The sequence below is a fragment of the Sediminibacterium salmoneum NBRC 103935 genome (genome assembly GCF_000511175.1).
Lineage (GTDB): Bacteria > Bacteroidota > Bacteroidia > Chitinophagales > Chitinophagaceae > Sediminibacterium > Sediminibacterium salmoneum.
The window spans coordinates 694,598-714,037 of sequence record NZ_KI866530.1 but is presented as its reverse complement, the minus strand read 5'-3'; the positions used below and the strand labels follow the sequence as shown (position 1 = coordinate 714,037).

Sequence of the window (19,440 nt, the reverse complement as noted above, 5' to 3'; positions counted from 1 at the left end):
AACAAAAACAATGGAAAGAATTTATCTGGACAATGCAGCCACCACCGCTTTGGATCCCGAAGTTTTAGAGGCCATGATGCCCTACCTTACAAAGTATTTTGGTAATCCTTCTTCCATTTACTCTTATGGAAGAGAGTCCAGAATGGCCATTGAGAATGCCAGAAAATCCGTTGCAAAAATTTTAAATGCACATCCTGCTGAAATCTTTTTTACGAGTGGCGGTACCGAAAGCAGCAATACAGCCATCACCGCTTCCGTTAGAGACTTAGGTTGTAAGCATATCATCAGTTCCCAAATTGAACACCATGCCACTACCCATACGGTTGAATACTTATATCACAATGGTGAAGCGGCTTTAAGCTATGTAAAATTGCTACCGAACGGACATGTAGACCTGGAAGATCTGGAAAAACTGCTGGCAGAAAGCGAAGAAAAATGTTTGGTAACACTAATGCACGCCAACAATGAAATTGGCAATATGATTGACCTGCATGCAGTTGGCAATCTTTGCAAAAAATACCAGGCTATCTTCCACAGCGACACAGTACAAACAGTGGGTCACTTTCCATTTGATTTAAGAAATACCCCCGTTCATTTCATTACAGGTGCTGGTCATAAATTTCATGGCCCAAAGGGTGTTGGAATGTTATACATTAATGAAAATGTAAAGATTAAACCCTTTGTTCACGGGGGCAGCCAGGAAAGAAATATGAGAGCCGGCACAGAAAACCTATATGGTATTATTGGATTTGCCAAAGCCCTGGAACTGGCTACTACACATTATGAAAACGATAGTCAGTATATTACCGGCTTAAAAATATACATGATGGAGCAACTGCAAAAGCAGATTGCCGGTGTATCATTTAACGGTGACCCAACCGGAAAATCCCTGTATGCAGTATTGAGTGTTAGTTTCCCTAAAACAGAAAAAAGCGAAATGATTCTGTTTAATCTGGACATCAATAATATCTGTGCCAGCGGAGGAAGCGCCTGTACCAGCGGTGCTGATCAGGGTTCACATGTAATAAGGGCCATTAACAACAATCCGAATCAGGTAACTGTTCGTTTCAGTTTTAGCAAACACAATACCAGGGCTGAAATTGATCAGGTCATTGCCAAACTAAAGGAACTGATTTAAAAATCATCTTCCTCTTCGGATTCAAGCTGACCAAAATTCATCATACTACCCATTAAATCGTTGAAGCTGATTTTGCCATCAATTGATTTTTTGCTGATCAGAGAGTAAGCGGCCAGGCCATGCAATATAAATTCCATGAGTAGGGCATTTTCCTGCATATTGGCTAATGGATAATGCTTTTTCACCAGTGCATATAATCCTTCCACCTGATAAAGGGTTTCGATCTTTTGCTGATCGTTCAGGTCGTTTAATAGTTCCAGGTGGTTTCCATTGTTAAACCATCGGGTAATGGCCTTATAAGGATTATCAGGAACCGGTGCTTCTTCTACAGACTTTTTGCCGGATGGCTTTCTTTTTTTGCTGGTTTCGGGATTGGGAAAATACTGAACAAACAAATGGCGCATCGATTTTTCAATCAGGTTAACCGCTACCTGATAAGGCCCCTCCTGCTCTCCTTCATATACCAGTTCAATTTTTCCGGTGATTGCAGGAATAATTCCAACCAGGTCACTGATCCAAATCTGTGTTTTCTCTTCCTGATTTATTAATAACCTTCTTTCCGCTGCACTTACGGCATTTTCATACGCTGCAATAGTAAGCCTTGCGCTTACCCCGCTCTTTCTGTCTACGTATTCATTGGATCGGGCTTCAAATGCTACCTGCTCAATAATTCTTTTTACTAAATCACTAATGGCAATTTTGTCTTTCTGTACTGGAAGTATATTGGCTTCCTGTTCTGTAATCGCCAGCGAATCTTCAATTTGTTTGGGATAATGGGTAAGAATCTGACTTTCAATCCTGTCTTTTAATGGCGTAACAATACTTCCTCTATTCGTATAATCTTCCGGATTGGCGGTGAATATAAAAACAATATCCAGTGGCATTCTCAATTTGAAACCACGTATCTGAATATCACCCTCCTGTAAAATATTAAATAATGCAACCTGAATACGGGCCTGTAAATCGGGCAATTCATTGATGACGAAAATCCCTCTGTTACTTCTGGGTATAATGCCGTAATGGATTACTTTCTCATCGGAAAAACTCAATTTTAAATTGGCTGCTTTAATGGGATCAATATCGCCGATTAAATCTGCCACACTCACATCCGGCGTGGCCAGTTTTTCTCCATAACGTTTGCTGCGGTGTATCCATTCAATAGGTGTTTCATCTCCGCGCTCGGCAATGATGTCCAGGGCATACCTGCTCATGGGCTGCAAGGGATCGTCATTAATTTCAGAACCGGCAATCACTGGAATAAATTCATCCAGCAAAGAAGTCATCTGACGGGCCATTCTGGTTTTCGCCTGACCTCTTAACCCCAGAAACAAGATATTATGCTGACTTAGTATGGCTCTTTCTGTATCTGGTATTACCGTGTCTTCGTAACCTATTATACCTTCAAAAGGATTTGCCTTCTCACGAATTTGCTGAATCAGGTTATCTCTGATTTCCTGCTTCACCGATTTGGACTGGTAACCACTTGCTTTTAATTGCCCCAGTGTAAAAATATCAGTATACTTTACTACTTTGTTCTTTTTCATTTAGAATACATTTTTTCTTTTGCCACTTTCAAAATCCTTGAATATAAATGAACCCAGTTTATCCAATGAAGCAAAATAGGCTTTACCATTATTCATTTCTGTAAATTCTTCTACAAACTGCTGCAGATAAGGGTCTGATGCTATCATAAAAGTAGTAATCGGAATCTTGAGCTTCTTACATTGTGCTGCCAGATTAATGCATCGGTTCACTACTTTTCTGTCCAGCCCAAAGCTGTTTTTGTAATATTGATTTCCTATTTTCAGACAGGTTGGTTTACCATCTGTAATCATAAAAATCTGCTTATTAGGATTCTTTCTTCTTCTCAATAAATCCATCGCCAGTTCCAGGCCTGCAACCGTATTGGTATGATAAGGCCCTACTGTTAAGTAAGGCAGGTCTTTAATTTCAATACTCCAGGCATCATTCCCGAAAACAACAATATCAATAGTGTCTTTGGGATAGCGGGTAGTAATCAGCTCACAAAGCGCCATGGCAACTTTCTTAGCTGGTGTAATTCTGTCTTCCCCATATAAAATCATGGAATGGGATATATCAATCATCAGCACAGTGGAAGTCTGTGTTTTGAAATCAGATTCCCGAATTTGTAAATCGTCTTCCTGCATGGAAAAGGATTCTACCCCCCTGTTAATTTGTGCGTTTCTGATGCTTTCCGTAAAATCAATCTGTTCCAGCATGTCACCAAACTGAAAAGGGCGGGTATCGGCACTGGCTTCGTCTCCCTGCCCCGTCTTGAATGTGGAGTGATTCCCTTTGTCTGCCTTCTTTAATTTTCCGAAAATTTCTTCCAGGCTTTTCTTGCGAATGGTTTGTTCGGACTTGGCGGTTATCTGAAAACTGCCATCGGCTTCGTTCTCTTTCAGGTACCCATTCTTTTTTAAATCTTCAATGAAATCACCCATCCCATATTCATCATCGGTAAAATGGTATTGTTTGTCGAGTTCATTCATCCAGCTCAGGGATTCTTCTGCACTTCCATTGGTATAAACCAACAGTTGGGAAAAGATATGCAACAGCTGATCGAATTTGGACTGTTCGTTCTGTGAAGGATTATAGGAAAAAAACTGGTACCCAATCATAAATTCAATTAACAGTTTTCAGCCTGTTAAGTTCAAGCATTTACATCAGAATAAAAAAACGTCCCGAAATTTCGGGACGTTATATGGTATCTGAATTTATTTACTGGTATCTCTTGGGGCCATCAATTTACCCGGAATCTGAATGGCCGGATTATAGACGGACTTCATTCTTTCCATTCCTTCCATATACCCTTCTGCCATGCGTTTTTCATCTTCCATCATTTCCGCTTTTCTGCCGGTTAATGAATTGTAGTACTTAATCTGCTGTTGCAAATCCTTCCCAACAGATTTGGAAACCTTCTCAATCAACGCCTTGTCTTCTGCCATATAGCAGGCTTCCAGGAACATTAATGAGTTTCTGTTGTGCATATTACCTCTGCTAACCATTCCGTAAGGGAAGTTTTCTTCGTCCATCAACTGATCCACTTTCTGTAAAGCTTTTCTGGCGTCTTCTTTTCTTCCTTTTGAAGCAAGGTCAATAGCCAATTCTGTATAGGCAGTGCGGATGCTATTTAAGTGTCTTCTGTTTTCTTCATCAAAGTAAACCCCTTTTACATTGGCATTTCCTGCAACAAATACATTCATTGCTTTCGACATCATCCAGTCTGTATTTACTTTAGAACCCTGAACCGGAACCAGACGATGGCTTAATCCATCTCTTCTCAGGAACTCATCAAAGCCAAGATCCACCTGTGGATTGGTAAAGTATATTGGACGTTTCCATTTATTGGCTGCTATGATATTTAAAACGGCCATATCGTTCTTCATCATAGAACCTTTTGGCAATTCAAATCTTAGTTCAGCAACTACGCTGTCGTTTGCATTTACTGTTTTGTTAGCCACCACATCAGCAGCGTTCACAGGAACAGAGAATTTACGAACCGGGAAAGTACTCAAAGCTTCCCCATTTCCTCTGTCTTCCATATTCACCGGGTCGTCACTACCTACATAATTTTTCATTAAATCATATAAATCATAATAACGGTCTTCCGGAATATTGGGCTTGGGTCTGTATAAAGCATAATCTCTTTTACCGCCTTCAATTTGTTCAGCAGACCAGATTACATCTATGGGATCACTCTGGTTTACTTTATAGCGAAGCTGATTAATATACCAGTCAATACCCAGTAAACTGTAGTTGATTACGCGAATATCAGGACGTATTCCTTCCACTTCCTGCGCATACCATAATGGATAGGTATCATTGTCTCCAAAAGTGAACAGGATTGCATTGGGAGCGCAACTTTCCAGATAATCTTTTGCCAGATCTCTGGCCAACACTTTTTTGCTTCTGTCGTGGTCATCCCACTCCTGCTGTGCCATCAAAGCCGGAACAGCCAGGAGACAAATAAGGGTTGCCAGACTGGCCGCCATTGCGGGCTTTAATTTCTTTTCCATATAGGAAGCAACCGCCATTACCCCTAATCCAATCCAAACGGCAAAAGCATAGAAGCTTCCCACATAAGCATAGTCACGTTCACGTGGCTGATTACCCGCCTGATTCAGATACAACACAATAGCAAAACCAGTGAAGAAAAACATTAACAAATTGGAGAACGCATCGTCTCCTCTTTTCTTTCTATGATAAACAAAGCCCAGGATACCCAAAATAAAAGGCAATGCAAATAGTTTGTTATTGGCCTTATTATTCTTAAGAGAGTCAGGTAACTGTGACTGATCTCCATAAATTAAATTATCAACCAATGGGATGCCGGTAATCCAGTTGCCATCTCTAACGTTTCCGGTATAAACGCCCTGAATATCATTTTGCTTACCAGAAAAATTCCACATGAAATAACGGAAATACATCCAGTATACCTGATAGCCAACAAAAAACTTCACGTTGTCTACCTGATTGGGTGCTCTTTCATAAGTGCCATCTTTAAGCTTGGGAATATTTAAAAAAGCAGAATAATAATAGGCATGATACTGATCATCACTGGCATCCCAAACCCTGGGGAATACCATTTTATCTTCTGCATTGTAAACATATTTCTTATCCTGACCTACTTCAATATACTTATCACGGGCTTTCTGATAACGCATGCCCGTATTTCTCAAGTCTACCGGTTGAGCGGTAAACTTCTGACCATATAATAATGGAAAATCACCATACTGTTCCCTTCCCAGGTAACCCACCAAACTCATTGGATTGTCTACATTATACATGTCAACCGAAGGATTGGCACTACTGCGAATCATGGTGGTTAAGTAAGTACTGTAACCAATAAACATGAAACTAATACACCAGATAGCCAGTGTTAAATAAGGCCATGCTCTTTTTGCAGCAACCCTTAATCCCTGCCATAAAAGGGCAGCAACTATAACAAAGAACAAAGTAAATCCGGTAAAGAAAGGCATTCCAGCTCCATTCACCATCCAGCGATCAAAAGATCCTGCCAGTTTAATGGAATATTGAATAACACCCACCTGAACAACTCCGGTAATAATACAGCCAATTACAAAGAATATATAAACGCCACCGAAATAAGCTTTTTGCTCAGGCTTCCATTTTTCAATCAGGTACAGGAATCCTACACCAAGAAGCGTGGCTAAAATCATTAGTCCGGCAACGGTACCATCCATACCCACATTATCAGTGGCTTCTGATGCGGCACTAACCAATGCTCCGAAGAATGCCAATACCCCTCCGATGATAACCAATTTAATAAACCAGGAACGGATCAGGGAATAATTGAAACTTTCACGCTTCTTGAAATAATAAACCATAACAATTGCGGGAATGGTTAAGAGGTTCAATAAGTGAACGCCAATAGACAATCCCATCATAAAGAAAATAAATACAATCCAGCGGTCTGCACCCGGCTCATCTGCATGATTCTCCCATTTTAAAATGGCCCAGAATACAATAGCTGTAAAGAAAGAAGAAAGTGCATACACTTCACCTTCAACAGCACTGTACCAGAATGAATCACTGAAAGTATAGGCCAAAGCACCCACAACACCGGCCCCCATAATGCTCCAGATTTGATAACTGCTAATGGTATCTGAAGTTTTTACCCCTATGATTCTGCGGGCAAAATGAGTAATGGTCCAGAAAAGAAAAAGAATGGTAAATGCACTAGCCATTGCACTCATCATATTCACTGCCTTGGCTGCACTCATTGGATCATCTCCAAAAAGAATAATGAAAATTCTACCCAGAATAACAAATAATGGGGCACCCGGAGGATGGGGTATCTGAAGTTTAAAACAGCTGCTCACAAACTCACCACAATCCCATAAGCTACCGCCCGCTTCCGCAGTAAGTGTATAAACCATGCTGGCAATAGCAAAAACCACCCAGCCAATAATGTTATTAATCTTGTTAAACTGCATATTTGTTTTGGTTTTTAAAGACTGGCAAACATAACTTATTATAGGTGAAAATTGAAATACATTGAGGGGATTCGGCCATTTTAAGAAAGTTTTTACACCTGTAATCCTATGAATTTGAATGGCGCTTGCTGCCTTTGAATTGTAAAGCGGTAATTTCAAAAGCCTGTCTTAACTTTGCGCCGGCATGAATCAAAAACAAACAGTAGCATTTCACACCCTGGGCTGTAAGCTTAATTTTTCAGAAACCTCCACCCTAAGTCGGTTAATGGAGAAGGAAGGATTTGAAAAGAAGGACTTTGAAGAGGTAGCAGATGTATATGTAATTAATACCTGTTCTGTTACTGATAATGCCGATAAGGAATGTCGCCAGATTGTTAGAAGAATCCAGCGCAAGGCACCGGAGAGTTTTGTAATTATTACTGGATGCTATGCTCAGTTAAAACCCAAGGAAATTGCCAGCATCCCGGGAGTAGATCTGGTATTGGGAGCAGCTGAAAAATTCAATATAGCAGAACATATTGGAAATCTGACTAAAACCAATGACCCTGCCAAAATTTGCAGTTGTGATATTAGTGAAGTAAGCGGCTTCAATGCTTCCTTTTCACAAAATGACCGTACCCGTACCTTTTTAAAAGTGCAGGATGGTTGCGATTACAACTGTTCCTTTTGCACCATTCCTATGGCCAGGGGTAAGAGCAGAAGTGATAGTATTGCCAATGTTATTAAAAATGCAGAGCGTTTATCTGCTGATGGCGTAAAGGAAATTGTTCTTACCGGTGTTAATCTGGGCGACTTTGGAAAAGGACCAGACGGAGACAAAATACATCAGGAAAGTTTTACCGACCTGGTAAAAGCATTGGACGAAGTAAAAGGAATAGAACGCTTCAGAATATCTTCCATTGAACCGAATCTAATCACCAATGAGCTGATTGAATGGGTTGCAAAAAGCGACCAGTTCATGCCTCATTTTCATATTCCACTTCAAAGCGGATCAGACAGAATACTGGGTTTAATGAGAAGAAGATACAAACGGTCATTATACGCAGAAAAAGTAGCGCTAATAAAACAATTGATGCCACATGCAGCCATTGGAGTGGATGTAATTGTTGGTTTTCCGGGAGAAACGGATGAAGATTTTAAAGAAACCTTTGACTTTATCCATTCACTGGACGTCTCATATCTGCATGTATTTACCTATTCAGAAAGAGACAATACCAAAGCCCTGGAAATTAAGCCCGTTGTGCCTGTATCTGTAAGGAATGAAAGAAATAAAACACTTCGGAATTTGTCGTACATGAAACTGCAGTATTTTACTCAGCAACATGGTGGTACTAAAAGACCTGTTTTATTTGAGGCTTATAACAAAGAAGGAATGATGGAGGGGTATACTGACAATTATATCAGAGTAAGCACTCCCTATAGAGCAGAATGGGCCAATCAGATTGTAGACTGGAATTTATAGGGTTGCCTTTATTTTACTGTAAGAAAAGTTGCGGGAAATTCTACAATCATTACCTGTCCCAGACCTTGCAATTGAACATAGACTTTTTTCCTGCCACCTCTGACTACGGTTCCTTCCTGATCCATGAATACGCCGTAATTTACTTTTACCAGGTCACCACTAGAGAAACCTTCGTCGGATATAATGGTAATCTTAGCATCTTTTTCTGCCAGGTATAGTTTAATATTTTCTACTTCCTCATCTTTAATAACTGCCGGCTTACCCAGATAATAAACAAAATTCAAAGCCCCATCGGTCATTAGCACTTTAGAGCGTTCTGTATCATCAATTCTAACAAAAACATAAGATTTAAATAGAGGCTCCTCTATTATTTTCTTTCTATCCGACCATTGCCTTTCCACTTTCTGCAACGGACACCAGCTTTCAATTCCCTTTCTGATTAAAACAGAATCTATTTTCTTTTCCCACCTTGGCTTGGTATAAATGGCGTACCACTTTTTTGTTAGTTTATTTTCCATTTTCTCTCTGAATCGTACTACCTGTTAAGCTAATCAATTTTTTGCCGTTGCTGCATGGGTTTCAGCCAATTGCTGTATTACTTTCACCCCTGCATCAATGTGTAAATCCTGCTTTAATAATTTCAACCATTCCTGGTAACGGATTCCCTTGTTTTTATCTGGATTATTGTAAAACTTGTCTTTGTCTGCTTCCATCGCCTGAACATTTAATTCTGACTTCAGCTTAAGCAATGTATTGTTCTGGTTTACCGTATTGGTAATTTGTTTCTGCATTTGTTTGAATTGATCAATTTGCAGATTAATTGGATTGTCATTGTTGGCACTTAACCATTTTAAATTATCCTGTAACAATTTAAGATTGGGATCGGAAACAATTCTGTCCTGCTCATTTTTAATAATCTGATCGAGCTGGCCACCAGCTCCCCCTTTCCATAATTGATAATTGGTTTGAGGTATAGCATCCCAAGGTAAAGAGTTGGGATTGTCCTTTTCTCTTATTTTAAGATACTCATACGTATCAGGCATAATAATATCCGGCACCACCCCTTTTAATTGAGTACTTCCTCCGTTAACCCTGTAAAATTTCTGGAATGTCAGACTTACTGCTCCGAATTCTGTTCTGCTGCTATAAAAATCAATGGGTCTGCCAAACGGTATAGGTCTTTGAACCGTTCCCTTTCCATAAGTAGAGCTACTGCCAATTACAATACCTCTTTTATAATCCTGAATGGCAGCAGCAAATATTTCACTGGCAGATGCACTTAACTCATTCACCATTACAGCCAATGGTCCGTTATATAATACGGACTCATCATTGTCTCTCCAGGTTTGCTGATCTACCCTGCCGTCTCTTTCCTTTACCTGAACAACGGGTCCGGAAGGAATAAATAAGCCAACCATTTTAACTACTTCAAGCAAAGAGCCGCCACCATTATTTCTAAGATCAATTACAATGCCTTTGACATTTTCAGCTTTTAGCTTTTTTACTTCTTCCGCTACATCTTCAGAACACTTGAATCCGTTCTTATCTTCAAAATTGGCATAGAAATCTGGCAATGCGATATAACCAATTTTATCATTGCCCTGCATAACTATTGCACTACGGGCCAATCCTTCGTCCTGCTCAATTTTTTCTCTGATTAACGATACCGTTCTGGTAGTACCATCCTGCTTTTTAAAAGTGATACGTACTTCAGTACCCTTGTCTCCTCTGATTAATTTAACAGCATCTTCCGTACCATAACCACTTACATCAACAGGTTCATTGGCCCCCTGTGCCACTTTAATAATAATATCACCTGCAACAATGGCTCCTGACTTCCATGCGGGTCCTCCTGTTACTATACTGGCTATTTTAATTCCATTGTCATCCTGTTGTAATTGAGCACCAATACCATAAAACTGATTACTCATTCGCTCGTCAAAAGCTCTTTTCTCAAGTGGAGGATAATAATCCGTATGAGGATCCATGAGATTGGTAATAACATTTATAAAGGAATTGAACCGTTGTTCATCTGTGAATGTAGTTTTAATTCGATTGAAAGTTCGGTCCATCATTTTCAGCACACTGTTCCTTGCATTCAATTCCAGGCTATCATCGGGTAACACCCGAAAACTGTCTTTCCCTTTGTTCTTTTCTCTTTCTTCCTGTAAGTCAACAAATCGTTCAAGTGTATAATATTTCAATTTTTTTCTCCAGCGATCCTTACGATCCTCATCTGTTTGAGCATAATTTAGTTTTTCACCATCAAGCTGAACCGACTCGTTAACAGAAAAATTAAAGGGCTTAGATAAAATCTCTTTATAAAAGCTTACGGTTTCTTCAACACGTTTTGTATAGATGCTACTAACTGCCGGCTGAAACTGCATGGATGCTCCATGAATTTCATCGTCAATAGTTGTTTCCATTTTCCTGAGTACATTTACATCCTGTGCAGTAAAAATACTCTTGTCTCCATCCAGCTGATCCAGATATCCTTTGAAGACTTTTTTTGAAAATTCATCATTGATTTTTTTAGGACTGTAATGCTGTTGTTCCAGCAACATTCCTACTGTGTTCAATAATCTTTGTTGCTGTGCTATTTTTTCATTGGAATCTGCTCCGTTAATGCTGCGAAAGGCAATAAAAAGTGAGCCAAATAATACCAGAGCCGTTAACACTAACCCTTTTCTACTCTTCATAAATTGCTTGAATTTTTGCATGGTCTTTCCAAAAATAACCCAAAATAAGATGCTAATTGCAACTACATTTTCAATTAACAAAGGTTTGGATGAAGTTTTTTTAAAAAATATTTCCTACTTTTGCCCTCCACAAAAACGGAGGGCGTAGCTCAGTTGGTTAGAGCGTCAGTTTGTGGCACTGAAGGCCGGGGGTTCGAGACCCCTCGCTCTCCCACTTAAAACCTATAAAGCGTATGTTTTATAGGTTTTTAAATTTTATAGCATGAATCTTATTTACCTGATACCCTTTATCTCAGCCTTTATTGGCTGGTTTACCAATTGGGTTGCCATTAAAATGCTTTTTCACCCGAAAGATCCGGTAAAAATACTTGGCATTACTTTCATCGGTATTTTCCCAAAAAGACAGGCACAGTTTGCAGAAAAACTGGGCAAGTTGGTAAGCGCCGAATTGCTCTCCTTTCAGGATATAGAACAAAAAATAACCAATCCTAAGAATATGGAGGCCCTGATCCCCCAGATTGACGCCCATATAGACCATTTTCTACGGGTAAAACTGGCAGACCATATGCCAATCATCAGCATGTTCATCGGAGATCAGACCATTGCGCAGATGAAAACCGTTTTTATGGCAGAATTACAGGAACTATTTCCCGGATTAATGAAATCGTACATGAATCAGCTGCAATCTCAGTTAGATCTGGAAAAAATTGTAATTGAAAAAGTAAAGGGATTCTCTTCAGACAAATTAGAACAGATTTTAAACGATATCATGTCTAAGGAATTCCGATTTATTGAAATTTTAGGCGGGGTTTTAGGATTTATTATTGGTATCATTCAGGTGCTTTTAACCATGATTGCTTAGTCACCGACGGATTAAAAGACCTATTCGCCGATTTTGTTAAACTTTATCCACTCAGGCTTGTCATATTACCGCTCATAAAATGGGAGAATCAATCCCAATGAGTGTAAACCAACTTTGCAATTAATAACAATGATGAATATGCGTAAATTTTTAGGAATTTTTCTTTTAGCCGGGATGATCATGGGTCATGCCAAGGCACAAATGCCCCCAATGATGGGTGGCCGTGCCGGTGCAGGCGCCAGCCAGAACATGAATATTGGACATTTCTATGGTAAAATGGTTGATAGTAAAACCAACAAGGGAATTGAAGGCGTTACCGTTCAGCTGAGAGGTAATAAATTTGATACGGTTACTAAAAAAATGAAAGAAGCCATTTTAGGTACCGTTATCACAAAAGCCAATGGTGACTTTAGCTTTGAAAACCTTCCTCTTTTTGGCAATTTCAAATTGAATGCTACTGCTTTAGCTTACAAAACAATCGACCAGACCATTTCCTTCGGCATCAAAATGCCAGCAGGTGGTGCTTCAGGTGGAAATATGCAGCAAATGCTGGGCATGGCCGATAAAGACCTGGGCAATATTAAAATGGAAGAAGATGCTACCAATCTGGGCAATGTAACAGTAACTGCATCTACCAAACCTCAGTTTGAACTGGGAATAGACCGTAAAATCTTTAATGTAGACAAGAACCTGATGGGGTCAGGTCAAACTGCAACCGAATTAATGCGTAATATCCCTGCATTAAATGTTGATATTGACGGAAACGTAACATTAAGAAATGCTTCCCCAACGCTATTTATTGATGGAAGACCTACTACTATTACACTGGATCAGATTCCTTCAGATATTATTGAAAGAGTTGAATTAATCACCAACCCATCCGCCAAGTTTGATGCTTCCGGTGGTAACGCAGGTATATTAAATATCGTTCTTAAGAAAAATAAGAAAGTGGGTTACAATGGTGGTATCAGAGCTGGTGTTGACTCACGTGGCATGATTAATGGCGGTGGAGATATTAATATTCGTCAGAATAAATTAAACTTTACCGGAAGTGGTGTTTACAATCAGCGTAAATCTATTTCAGAAGGTATTACCGAAAGGAACAATCTGTTAGCTACCCCAAGCAGCATTTACAATATGCAGGATGCAACCAACAAAGGTTATTTCGCATTCTTCAGAGGCGGACTTGATTATTTTGTTGATAATAGAAATACCATTTCTGTAACTGCCAATTTCAACAGAGGTCAGTTTGATAATGATCAGACACAGAGAGTAGACTCTACCATAAAGAATATACCTACTTCCTATTCAAACATTGGAACACAGTCAACCAGTAATTTCAGAAACCTGGGAACTCAAATTAGTTACAAGCACAATTTTGCAAAGAACGGACACAATATCTCCTCTGATTATAACTATAATAAAAGTACCAACGACAACCTGTCTAATATTGGCAACTACACTTATAACCTGAATGGCACACAAAAGGGAAATCCATTGTTGCAACGTGGTATTGGTTCCGGAGGTACAACCAACCATACATTCCAGATAGATTACGAAAACCCTCTTTCAGATGACAGCAAATTTGAAGCTGGCGGACGTGTTGCTATCAGGGACTTCAATAATAAGCTGGATCAATTCCGATTCAATCAGCTTTCTGGACAATATGAACTTGTACCTTTAATTAGTAGCCGATATAAATATACAGATGCAGTTTATGCTGCGTACAGTACTTATAGCTTTAAGGTTAACAAATGGAGTTATCAGCTGGGTTTAAGAGCAGAGAGCTCTAACTATACTGGAACACTATTGAATTCCAAAGGTGCAGATTCTGCCACTTTCTCGGTTAAGTTTCCATTGAGTTTATTCCCTAGTGCATTCATCACTTATAAAATTGATGAAAAACAGGACTTTCAGATTAACTACTCCAGAAGAGTGAACAGACCTAATTTCTTCCAGTTAATGCCTTTCCCTGATTATTCTGATCCTCAGAATATCAATATGGGAAATGCAGGTCTAAAACCTGAATTTACCAATTCATTCGAAATGAGCTGGAACAATGCTTATAAAAAAGGGTCTAACTTTTTGGCAACAGTTTTCTTCAAGCATTCTACTGATTTGATTACCCGTTATGTTTACAGAGATGCAAATGCTTTAATCCCGGGTGACAGTGCTTTCTTCAGCACCTTTATCAATGCAAACAGTGCCAGATCATTTGGTCTGGAACTAACCAACAAAACAGCGGTAAACAGCTGGTGGGAAATGACTATTAACCTGAATATTTTCAATTCAAGATTGAATGCAACAGTTCCCGGACAACCCAATCTTGTTCAGGAACAATGGAGTTGGTTTACCAAAATGAACAATACCTTTAAATTAGGTAAAGGGTTTTCAATCCAGTTGAGTGGAGACTATCAGGCAAGAACCGTATTGCCACAAGGCGGCGGTGGTGGTGGCCGTGGCGGCGGCGGCGGTGGTATGATGTTTGGTGGTGGTCCTCAATCGGGAGCTCAGGGATACAACCTGCCTCGTTATGGAGTAGATTTAGCAATCAGAAAGGAATTTACCTGGAAAAATGGAAGATCTGGTAACCTGACACTAAGTATGAACGATATCTTCAGAACACAGTTGTTCCAGAGTTACTCTGAAAGTTCATTCTTTAACCAAACCAACCAACGCAGAAGAGACCCTCAGGTTTTACGCCTGAATTTCAGCTACCGTTTCGGAAAGTTTGATGCAAGCTTATTCAAACGCAAAAATACCAAGGCAGACCAGAGTGGTGGCATGGATATGATGCAGCAATAAATTTAGTTTTAGTTTTAGTTTAAGATATAAGGCCCTGGTAGAAACCAGGGCCTTAGCTTTTTATGACAATAAGCTTATACAATCTTTTAACAGGTGGAAAAGCTACCCAAAGCAGCAAATGCAGAATTTAATTAGCCGACTTCCCCTCTAACATGGGAACAAAGGAAAATTCATCAAATAATTCCTCTTGTAAAGTTCCATCCGATAGTTTGGTAATCCGCATCATTCTTTGCGCCTCTCCTTCATTTACCGGAATTACCATCATTCCGCCTGGCTTCAATTGTTCAACCAGCAAAGGCGGCACAAAGGGCGCTGCTGCTGTAATCAGGATTTTATCAAATGGAGCGTAAGTAGGTAACCCCTTGAATCCATCTCCAAAAAAGAATTTAATATTGGGATAATTTTTTTTGAAATGGTAGTATTCTTTTTGTTCATCAAATAATTTCTTCTGCCTTTCAATGGTATATACCCACTGAGGCCCCAACTCTGCTAAAATCGTAGTTTGGTAAATGCTTCCAGTTCCGATTTCCAGCACTTTATCCCCTTTTTTTATTTGCAGTAACTGTGTCTGATAAGCTACTGTATAGGGGTGAGATATGGTTTGATCTGCAGAAATAGGGAATGCGCGATTTTCGTAAGCTATTTTGTCGAATACAGATTCCAGAAAGAAATGTCTGGGAATCTTATTCATTGCCTCCAAAACGGCTTCATCTGTAATACCTTTCTCGCGCAAAGTATCAATTAACTTCTTGCGCATCCCCTTATGATGATATGTATCCGAATAATCTCTGTCCTTTTGCATGCTGCGAATATACCATACTATTTTAGGTTCATACTAAGGATGATTCCATCAATTCTATTTTCCAGCTCTTTTTGTTTTGCATCAAACTCGTCACGGCTCGCCAATTGGGTATTCACGCTGAAGTAAAACTTTATTTTCGGTTCAGTACCAGAAGGTCTGGCCGAAATTTTACTGCCGTCAGCTGTTATAAACTGAAGTACATTACTTTTCGGAAGCTGAATAGTCCAGGATTCGCCGGTTTGCAAATTTTTTCCTACCTGTAATTGATAATCCAATAAAGTAGTTACCGTAGAACCATTAATAGCGGAAGGAGGATTGGAACGATATCCCTCCATCATGTCCGCAATCTCTTTCTGACCGTTCATGCCTTTCTTGGTAATACTAATCAGGTTCTCATAATAGAAACCATATTGAATGTACAAGTCAATCATTTTGTCGAATAAGGATCTGCCTTTGTTCTTTTCGTAAGCAGCCATTTCACACATCAATGCCACCGCACTAACTGCATCCTTATCTCTGATCTGATCTCCGATCATTAAGCCAAAACTTTCCTCGCCTCCTATTACATAATTTTCTTTACCCTCCAACTCTTTAATTTTTTCTGCAATCCATTTAAAGCCCGTTAAAACATTATAGCAGGCAACCTTATTTTGCTTTGCAACTTCATTGATCATTTCAGTAGTAACAATGGTTGAAATAACCATATCATTGGGTTGTGCAATGCCTTTTGCTTTTCGGGCTTCCATCATGTAAGCAAATGCCAGTACCGCTGTCTGATTACCATTCATCAATACCCATTCACCCTTATGATTCTTAACACCAATGCCCACCCGATCAGCATCCGGATCTGTTCCCAGAAGAATGTCCGCATTCAGTTCGCGAGCCTTAGCCAGACCAATGCTCATGGTTTCGCTTTCTTCCGGATTAGGATATTTTACAGTAGGGAAATTGCCATCAGGAGTTGATTGCTCTTCTACTACATGTACATTTTCAAAACCAAAAGCCTTCAAAACTTTGGGCACCAATGTAATCCCTGTACCATGTATTGGTGTATATACAATTTTTAAATCTTTCTGGGCAGCCACTACATCAGGATAAACACTTAACCCCTTTACCATATCTATATACTGCGCATCCATATCTGCCCCAATAATGGTAATATTGGCTTCGCCCCCACTCCATTTAACTTCATCCACACTTTTAATGGATTCCACTTCCGTGATTACATTTTTATCATGAGGTGGCACCAGCTGACCTCCATCGTTCCAGTAAGCTTTATAACCGTTGTATTCTTTGGGATTATGAGAGGCCGTACAAACAACCCCTGCCTGACACCCCAATTTGCGGATGGCAAAACTTAGTTCCGGAGTTGGTCTTAAAGCCTCAAATAAGTAAACTTTAATACCATTAGCTGCAAATACATTGGCTGTAGTTTCTGCTAAAAAACGGCTGTTATTTCTACTGTCATGTGCAATAGCTAATTGAATTGTGGAATCAGGATATGTCTTCTTTAAATAATTAGAAAAACCCTGAGTAGCCATTCCAATGGTATATTTATTAACCCGATTGGTACCAACACCCATTAACCCCCTTAAGCCACCTGTTCCAAATTCAAGATTCCGGTAAAATGCATCTGCCAGTTCATCCGGATTGCCGGCTTGTAAAGCAAGAATTTGATTTTTGGTTTCCTGATCATAGTTTCCGTTTAACCAGGCATTTACGTTGGCTTGTATTGCTGCGTCCATATTGAATGTTGATTTAAATTTTAAATATTAAGATACTATCATTTCTTTTTACAAAACATAGGCTCCCAGAATTTTACCACCCTCTGTTTCAACCTGAATATGTTCCTCCTGTGTGGTAGCAATAGATAATCCCACAAAATCTGGTTTTACCGGAAATTGCTTGTGCATGCGTTCCACCAATACCAGGGTCTGAATACTTTGCGGATATGCATCCAATAATGGTTTCAATGCATACAGCAGGGTTTTACCACTATTGGTTACATCGTCTATCAATACAATATTGGCACCATTCAGTTCGAGTTTCTCACTCAAAACCACGTCGGCAGGTTTTTGCTTGTTCAACTGTACAGCAATCGTTTTGATTGGTTTGTTAAGCAATATGCCCAATAACCTGGCCATTTCTTCCGCAATAATCATCCCACTCTGCTGAACGCCCATTAAATATAGCTCCCCTGTTTGCCCACTCAGGCTCTCCGCAATTTCCAGACTCATTCTTTTTAATTTCTGCTGAGCTGCTGCTGCTGTTAAAACGTATTTTCTTTGAGACATAGTATAAATTATACCTCAAAATAACAACAATAATGCATTCTCCAATTGTATTATCTTAGCGTATAACTTTCTTTATGCAGTACGTACAACAAGTTTTGTTTTGCATCATGGCCGCAGGCGCCATTTACTGGTTTTCAAAAAAAGTGGCCGAAATCAGAAGAAATATTTTCCTGGGCAAGCCACAGGATTTATCGGACAACCCGGGTCAGCGCTGGAACAATGTAATATTACTGGCACTGGGTCAGAAGAAAATGTTTCATAATGTACCGGTTGCCATCATGCACTTCATTATTTATGCCGGTTTTATCATCATTAATATGGAAGTGCTGGAAATTGTACTGGATGGTATTTTAGGTACCCACAGACTTTTTCTTCCTTATCTGGGCGAGTTCTACGGCTGGCTCATCAATACTTTTGAGTGGTTGGCGGCAAGCGTTATTGTGGTTTGTATTATTTTTCTTGCCAGAAGAAACTGGCTTAAGCTAAAACGATTTATCAGTAAGGATTTAAACGGATGGCCAAAAACAGATGCCAACCTGATTCTGATTACAGAGATTGTATTAATGAGTTTGTTTTTAACCATGAATGCAACTGATCAGATTTTACAAGACAGAGGCGTTGCACATTACGAGCCTACCGGTAGTTTTTTTCTTTCTGCACAATTAATACCTCTTTTTGAAAACATGTCAGACGGCACATTGGTTGCTATTGAGCGCATAGCATGGTGGATCCATATTGCAGGCATTTTTGCCTTCCTGAATTACCTACCGTATTCCAAGCACTTACATATTGCACTGGCTTTTCCCAATGCTTATTATGCCAACTTGCAAGCACCTGGCAAAATGAAAAATATGCCAGAAGTGCAAAATGAAGTTTTGTATGCCATGCAACCCGAACTGGCGCCTGCTAATGCTGCACCACCTGCCAGCTTTGGGGCAAAAGATGTTTTTGATTTAAGCTGGAAAAATCTTTTGGATGCTTACAGTTGTACTGAATGCGGAAGATGTACTTCGGAGTGTCCGGCAAACCAGACGGGTAAATTATTAAGCCCCAGAAAAATCATGATGGCCACCCGCGACAGACTGGAAGATGTGGGCAAAAATATAAATAGTAACAAATCTTTTATTCCCGATAGTAAATCATTGTTACACGATTATATATCAGTGGAAGAACTTAGAGCATGCACTACTTGTAATGCATGTGTGGAAGCCTGTCCGGTTAGTATTTCTCCACTCGACATTATAGTTGAATTAAGAAGATCATTAATTATGGAGGAAAGCAATGCCCCACAGGAATGGAATGGCACATTCAGCAATATTGAAAACAACTTTGCACCATGGAAATTCTCCCCTGATGATCGTGACAAATGGGCAAATGAAATGGCATCCTAATTAAAC

General features: G+C 39.6%; 13 protein-coding genes and 1 tRNA gene. 6 read left to right on the top strand and 8 right to left on the bottom strand.

The annotated features are described in order from the left end of the window. The first annotated feature begins 10 nt into the window (after positions 1–10). Entirely contained in the window at positions 11–1,138 is a 1,128-nt protein-coding gene (locus P767_RS0103520; protein WP_026763426.1) for a cysteine desulfurase family protein, read from the top strand. On the opposite strand, the gene P767_RS0103515 is transcribed toward P767_RS0103520, so the two are convergent. The 3 genes from P767_RS0103515 to P767_RS18765 form a co-directional block, all read right to left on the bottom strand. After that, positions 1,135–2,682, bottom strand: coding sequence for a sigma 54-interacting transcriptional regulator (locus tag P767_RS0103515; protein WP_026763425.1), 1,548 nt, complete (start codon positions 2,680–2,682; stop codon positions 1,135–1,137). The genes P767_RS0103520 and P767_RS0103515 overlap by 4 nt on opposite strands. Next, positions 2,683–3,780 (bottom strand): vWA domain-containing protein, encoded by a 1,098-nt coding sequence (locus P767_RS0103510; RefSeq protein WP_026763424.1) that lies wholly within the window; start codon positions 3,778–3,780, stop codon positions 2,683–2,685. Positions 3,781–3,876: 96 nt separating this feature from the next. Further along, positions 3,877–7,119 carry a glycosyltransferase family 117 protein gene (locus P767_RS18765; RefSeq protein WP_051417395.1) on the bottom strand — a complete coding sequence of 1,081 codons (3,243 nt, stop codon included), beginning with the start codon at positions 7,117–7,119 and terminating at the stop codon, positions 3,877–3,879. A 184-nt stretch (positions 7,120–7,303) separates the two neighbouring features. Here P767_RS18765 and mtaB point away from each other — a divergent pair, with 184 nt between their 5' ends. Next, positions 7,304–8,581, top strand: a complete 1,278-nt coding sequence (mtaB, locus tag P767_RS0103500; RefSeq protein WP_026763423.1) for a tRNA (N(6)-L-threonylcarbamoyladenosine(37)-C(2))-methylthiotransferase MtaB — start codon at positions 7,304–7,306, stop codon at positions 8,579–8,581. An 8-nt stretch (positions 8,582–8,589) separates the two neighbouring features. Here mtaB and P767_RS0103495 read toward each other — a convergent pair whose 3' ends face one another. Further along, the gene (locus P767_RS0103495; RefSeq protein WP_026751973.1) at positions 8,590–9,099 is read right to left on the bottom strand and encodes a UpxY family transcription antiterminator; all 510 of its coding nucleotides are present in this window, start codon (positions 9,097–9,099) and stop codon (positions 8,590–8,592) included. A gap of 33 nt (positions 9,100–9,132) precedes the next feature. Beyond that, on the bottom strand, positions 9,133–11,280 hold the full coding sequence (locus P767_RS0103490; protein ID WP_026763422.1) for a carboxy terminal-processing peptidase: 2,148 nt from the start codon (positions 11,278–11,280) through the stop codon (positions 9,133–9,135). A 138-nt stretch (positions 11,281–11,418) separates the two neighbouring features. Here P767_RS0103490 and P767_RS0103485 point away from each other — a divergent pair. The 3 genes from P767_RS0103485 (at position 11,419) to P767_RS0103475 (ending at position 14,947) form a co-directional block, all read left to right on the top strand. Then, positions 11,419–11,492: transfer RNA gene (locus P767_RS0103485), tRNA-His, on the top strand. A gap of 50 nt (positions 11,493–11,542) precedes the next feature. After that, complete coding sequence (locus tag P767_RS0103480; RefSeq protein ID WP_026763421.1) at positions 11,543–12,142, top strand: DUF445 domain-containing protein; 600 nt, start codon at positions 11,543–11,545, stop codon at positions 12,140–12,142. A 138-nt stretch (positions 12,143–12,280) separates the two neighbouring features. Next, positions 12,281–14,947, top strand: a complete 2,667-nt coding sequence (locus tag P767_RS0103475; protein ID WP_026763420.1) for a TonB-dependent receptor — start codon at positions 12,281–12,283, stop codon at positions 14,945–14,947. A 127-nt stretch (positions 14,948–15,074) separates the two neighbouring features. Here P767_RS0103475 and P767_RS0103470 read toward each other — a convergent pair whose 3' ends face one another. The 3 genes from P767_RS0103470 to P767_RS0103460 are packed head-to-tail and all read right to left on the bottom strand — an operon-like array spanning position 15,075 to position 18,043. Then, entirely contained in the window at positions 15,075–15,749 is a 675-nt protein-coding gene (locus P767_RS0103470; protein ID WP_026763419.1) for a protein-L-isoaspartate(D-aspartate) O-methyltransferase, read from the bottom strand. 17 nt (positions 15,750–15,766) lie between these two features. Next, positions 15,767–17,494 carry a phospho-sugar mutase gene (locus P767_RS0103465; protein ID WP_026763418.1) on the bottom strand — a complete coding sequence of 576 codons (1,728 nt, stop codon included), beginning with the start codon at positions 17,492–17,494 and terminating at the stop codon, positions 15,767–15,769. Between the two features lie 48 nt (positions 17,495–17,542). Further along, entirely contained in the window at positions 17,543–18,043 is a 501-nt protein-coding gene (locus P767_RS0103460; protein ID WP_026763417.1) for a phosphoribosyltransferase family protein, read from the bottom strand. A 74-nt stretch (positions 18,044–18,117) separates the two neighbouring features. Between P767_RS0103460 and P767_RS0103455 the strand changes: the two genes are divergently transcribed. Beyond that, positions 18,118–19,434: a 4Fe-4S dicluster domain-containing protein gene (locus tag P767_RS0103455; protein WP_026763416.1), complete on the top strand. Its 1,317-nt coding sequence runs from the start codon at positions 18,118–18,120 to the stop codon at positions 19,432–19,434. Positions 19,435–19,440: the final 6 nt, after the last annotated feature.

What these genes read in the sequence shown, in the direction of transcription:
- P767_RS0103470 (WP_026763419.1), bottom strand. Translation starts at nt 15,749, where the DNA reads ATGCAAAAGGACAGAGATTATTCGGATACATATCATCATAAGGGGATG.
- P767_RS0103455 (WP_026763416.1), top strand. Translation starts at nt 18,118, where the DNA reads ATGCAGTACGTACAACAAGTTTTGTTTTGCATCATGGCCGCAGGCGCC.
- P767_RS0103475 (WP_026763420.1), top strand. Translation starts at nt 12,281, where the DNA reads ATGCGTAAATTTTTAGGAATTTTTCTTTTAGCCGGGATGATCATGGGT.
- P767_RS0103510 (WP_026763424.1), bottom strand. Translation starts at nt 3,780, where the DNA reads ATGATTGGGTACCAGTTTTTTTCCTATAATCCTTCACAGAACGAACAG.
- P767_RS0103480 (WP_026763421.1), top strand. Translation starts at nt 11,543, where the DNA reads ATGAATCTTATTTACCTGATACCCTTTATCTCAGCCTTTATTGGCTGG.
- P767_RS0103465 (WP_026763418.1), bottom strand. Translation starts at nt 17,494, where the DNA reads ATGGACGCAGCAATACAAGCCAACGTAAATGCCTGGTTAAACGGAAAC.
- P767_RS0103515 (WP_026763425.1), bottom strand. Translation starts at nt 2,682, where the DNA reads ATGAAAAAGAACAAAGTAGTAAAGTATACTGATATTTTTACACTGGGG.
- P767_RS0103490 (WP_026763422.1), bottom strand. Translation starts at nt 11,280, where the DNA reads ATGAAGAGTAGAAAAGGGTTAGTGTTAACGGCTCTGGTATTATTTGGC.
- P767_RS0103520 (WP_026763426.1), top strand. Translation starts at nt 11, where the DNA reads ATGGAAAGAATTTATCTGGACAATGCAGCCACCACCGCTTTGGATCCC.
- mtaB (WP_026763423.1), top strand. Translation starts at nt 7,304, where the DNA reads ATGAATCAAAAACAAACAGTAGCATTTCACACCCTGGGCTGTAAGCTT.
- P767_RS0103495 (WP_026751973.1), bottom strand. Translation starts at nt 9,099, where the DNA reads ATGGAAAATAAACTAACAAAAAAGTGGTACGCCATTTATACCAAGCCA.
- P767_RS18765 (WP_051417395.1), bottom strand. Translation starts at nt 7,119, where the DNA reads ATGCAGTTTAACAAGATTAATAACATTATTGGCTGGGTGGTTTTTGCT.
- P767_RS0103460 (WP_026763417.1), bottom strand. Translation starts at nt 18,043, where the DNA reads ATGTCTCAAAGAAAATACGTTTTAACAGCAGCAGCAGCTCAGCAGAAA.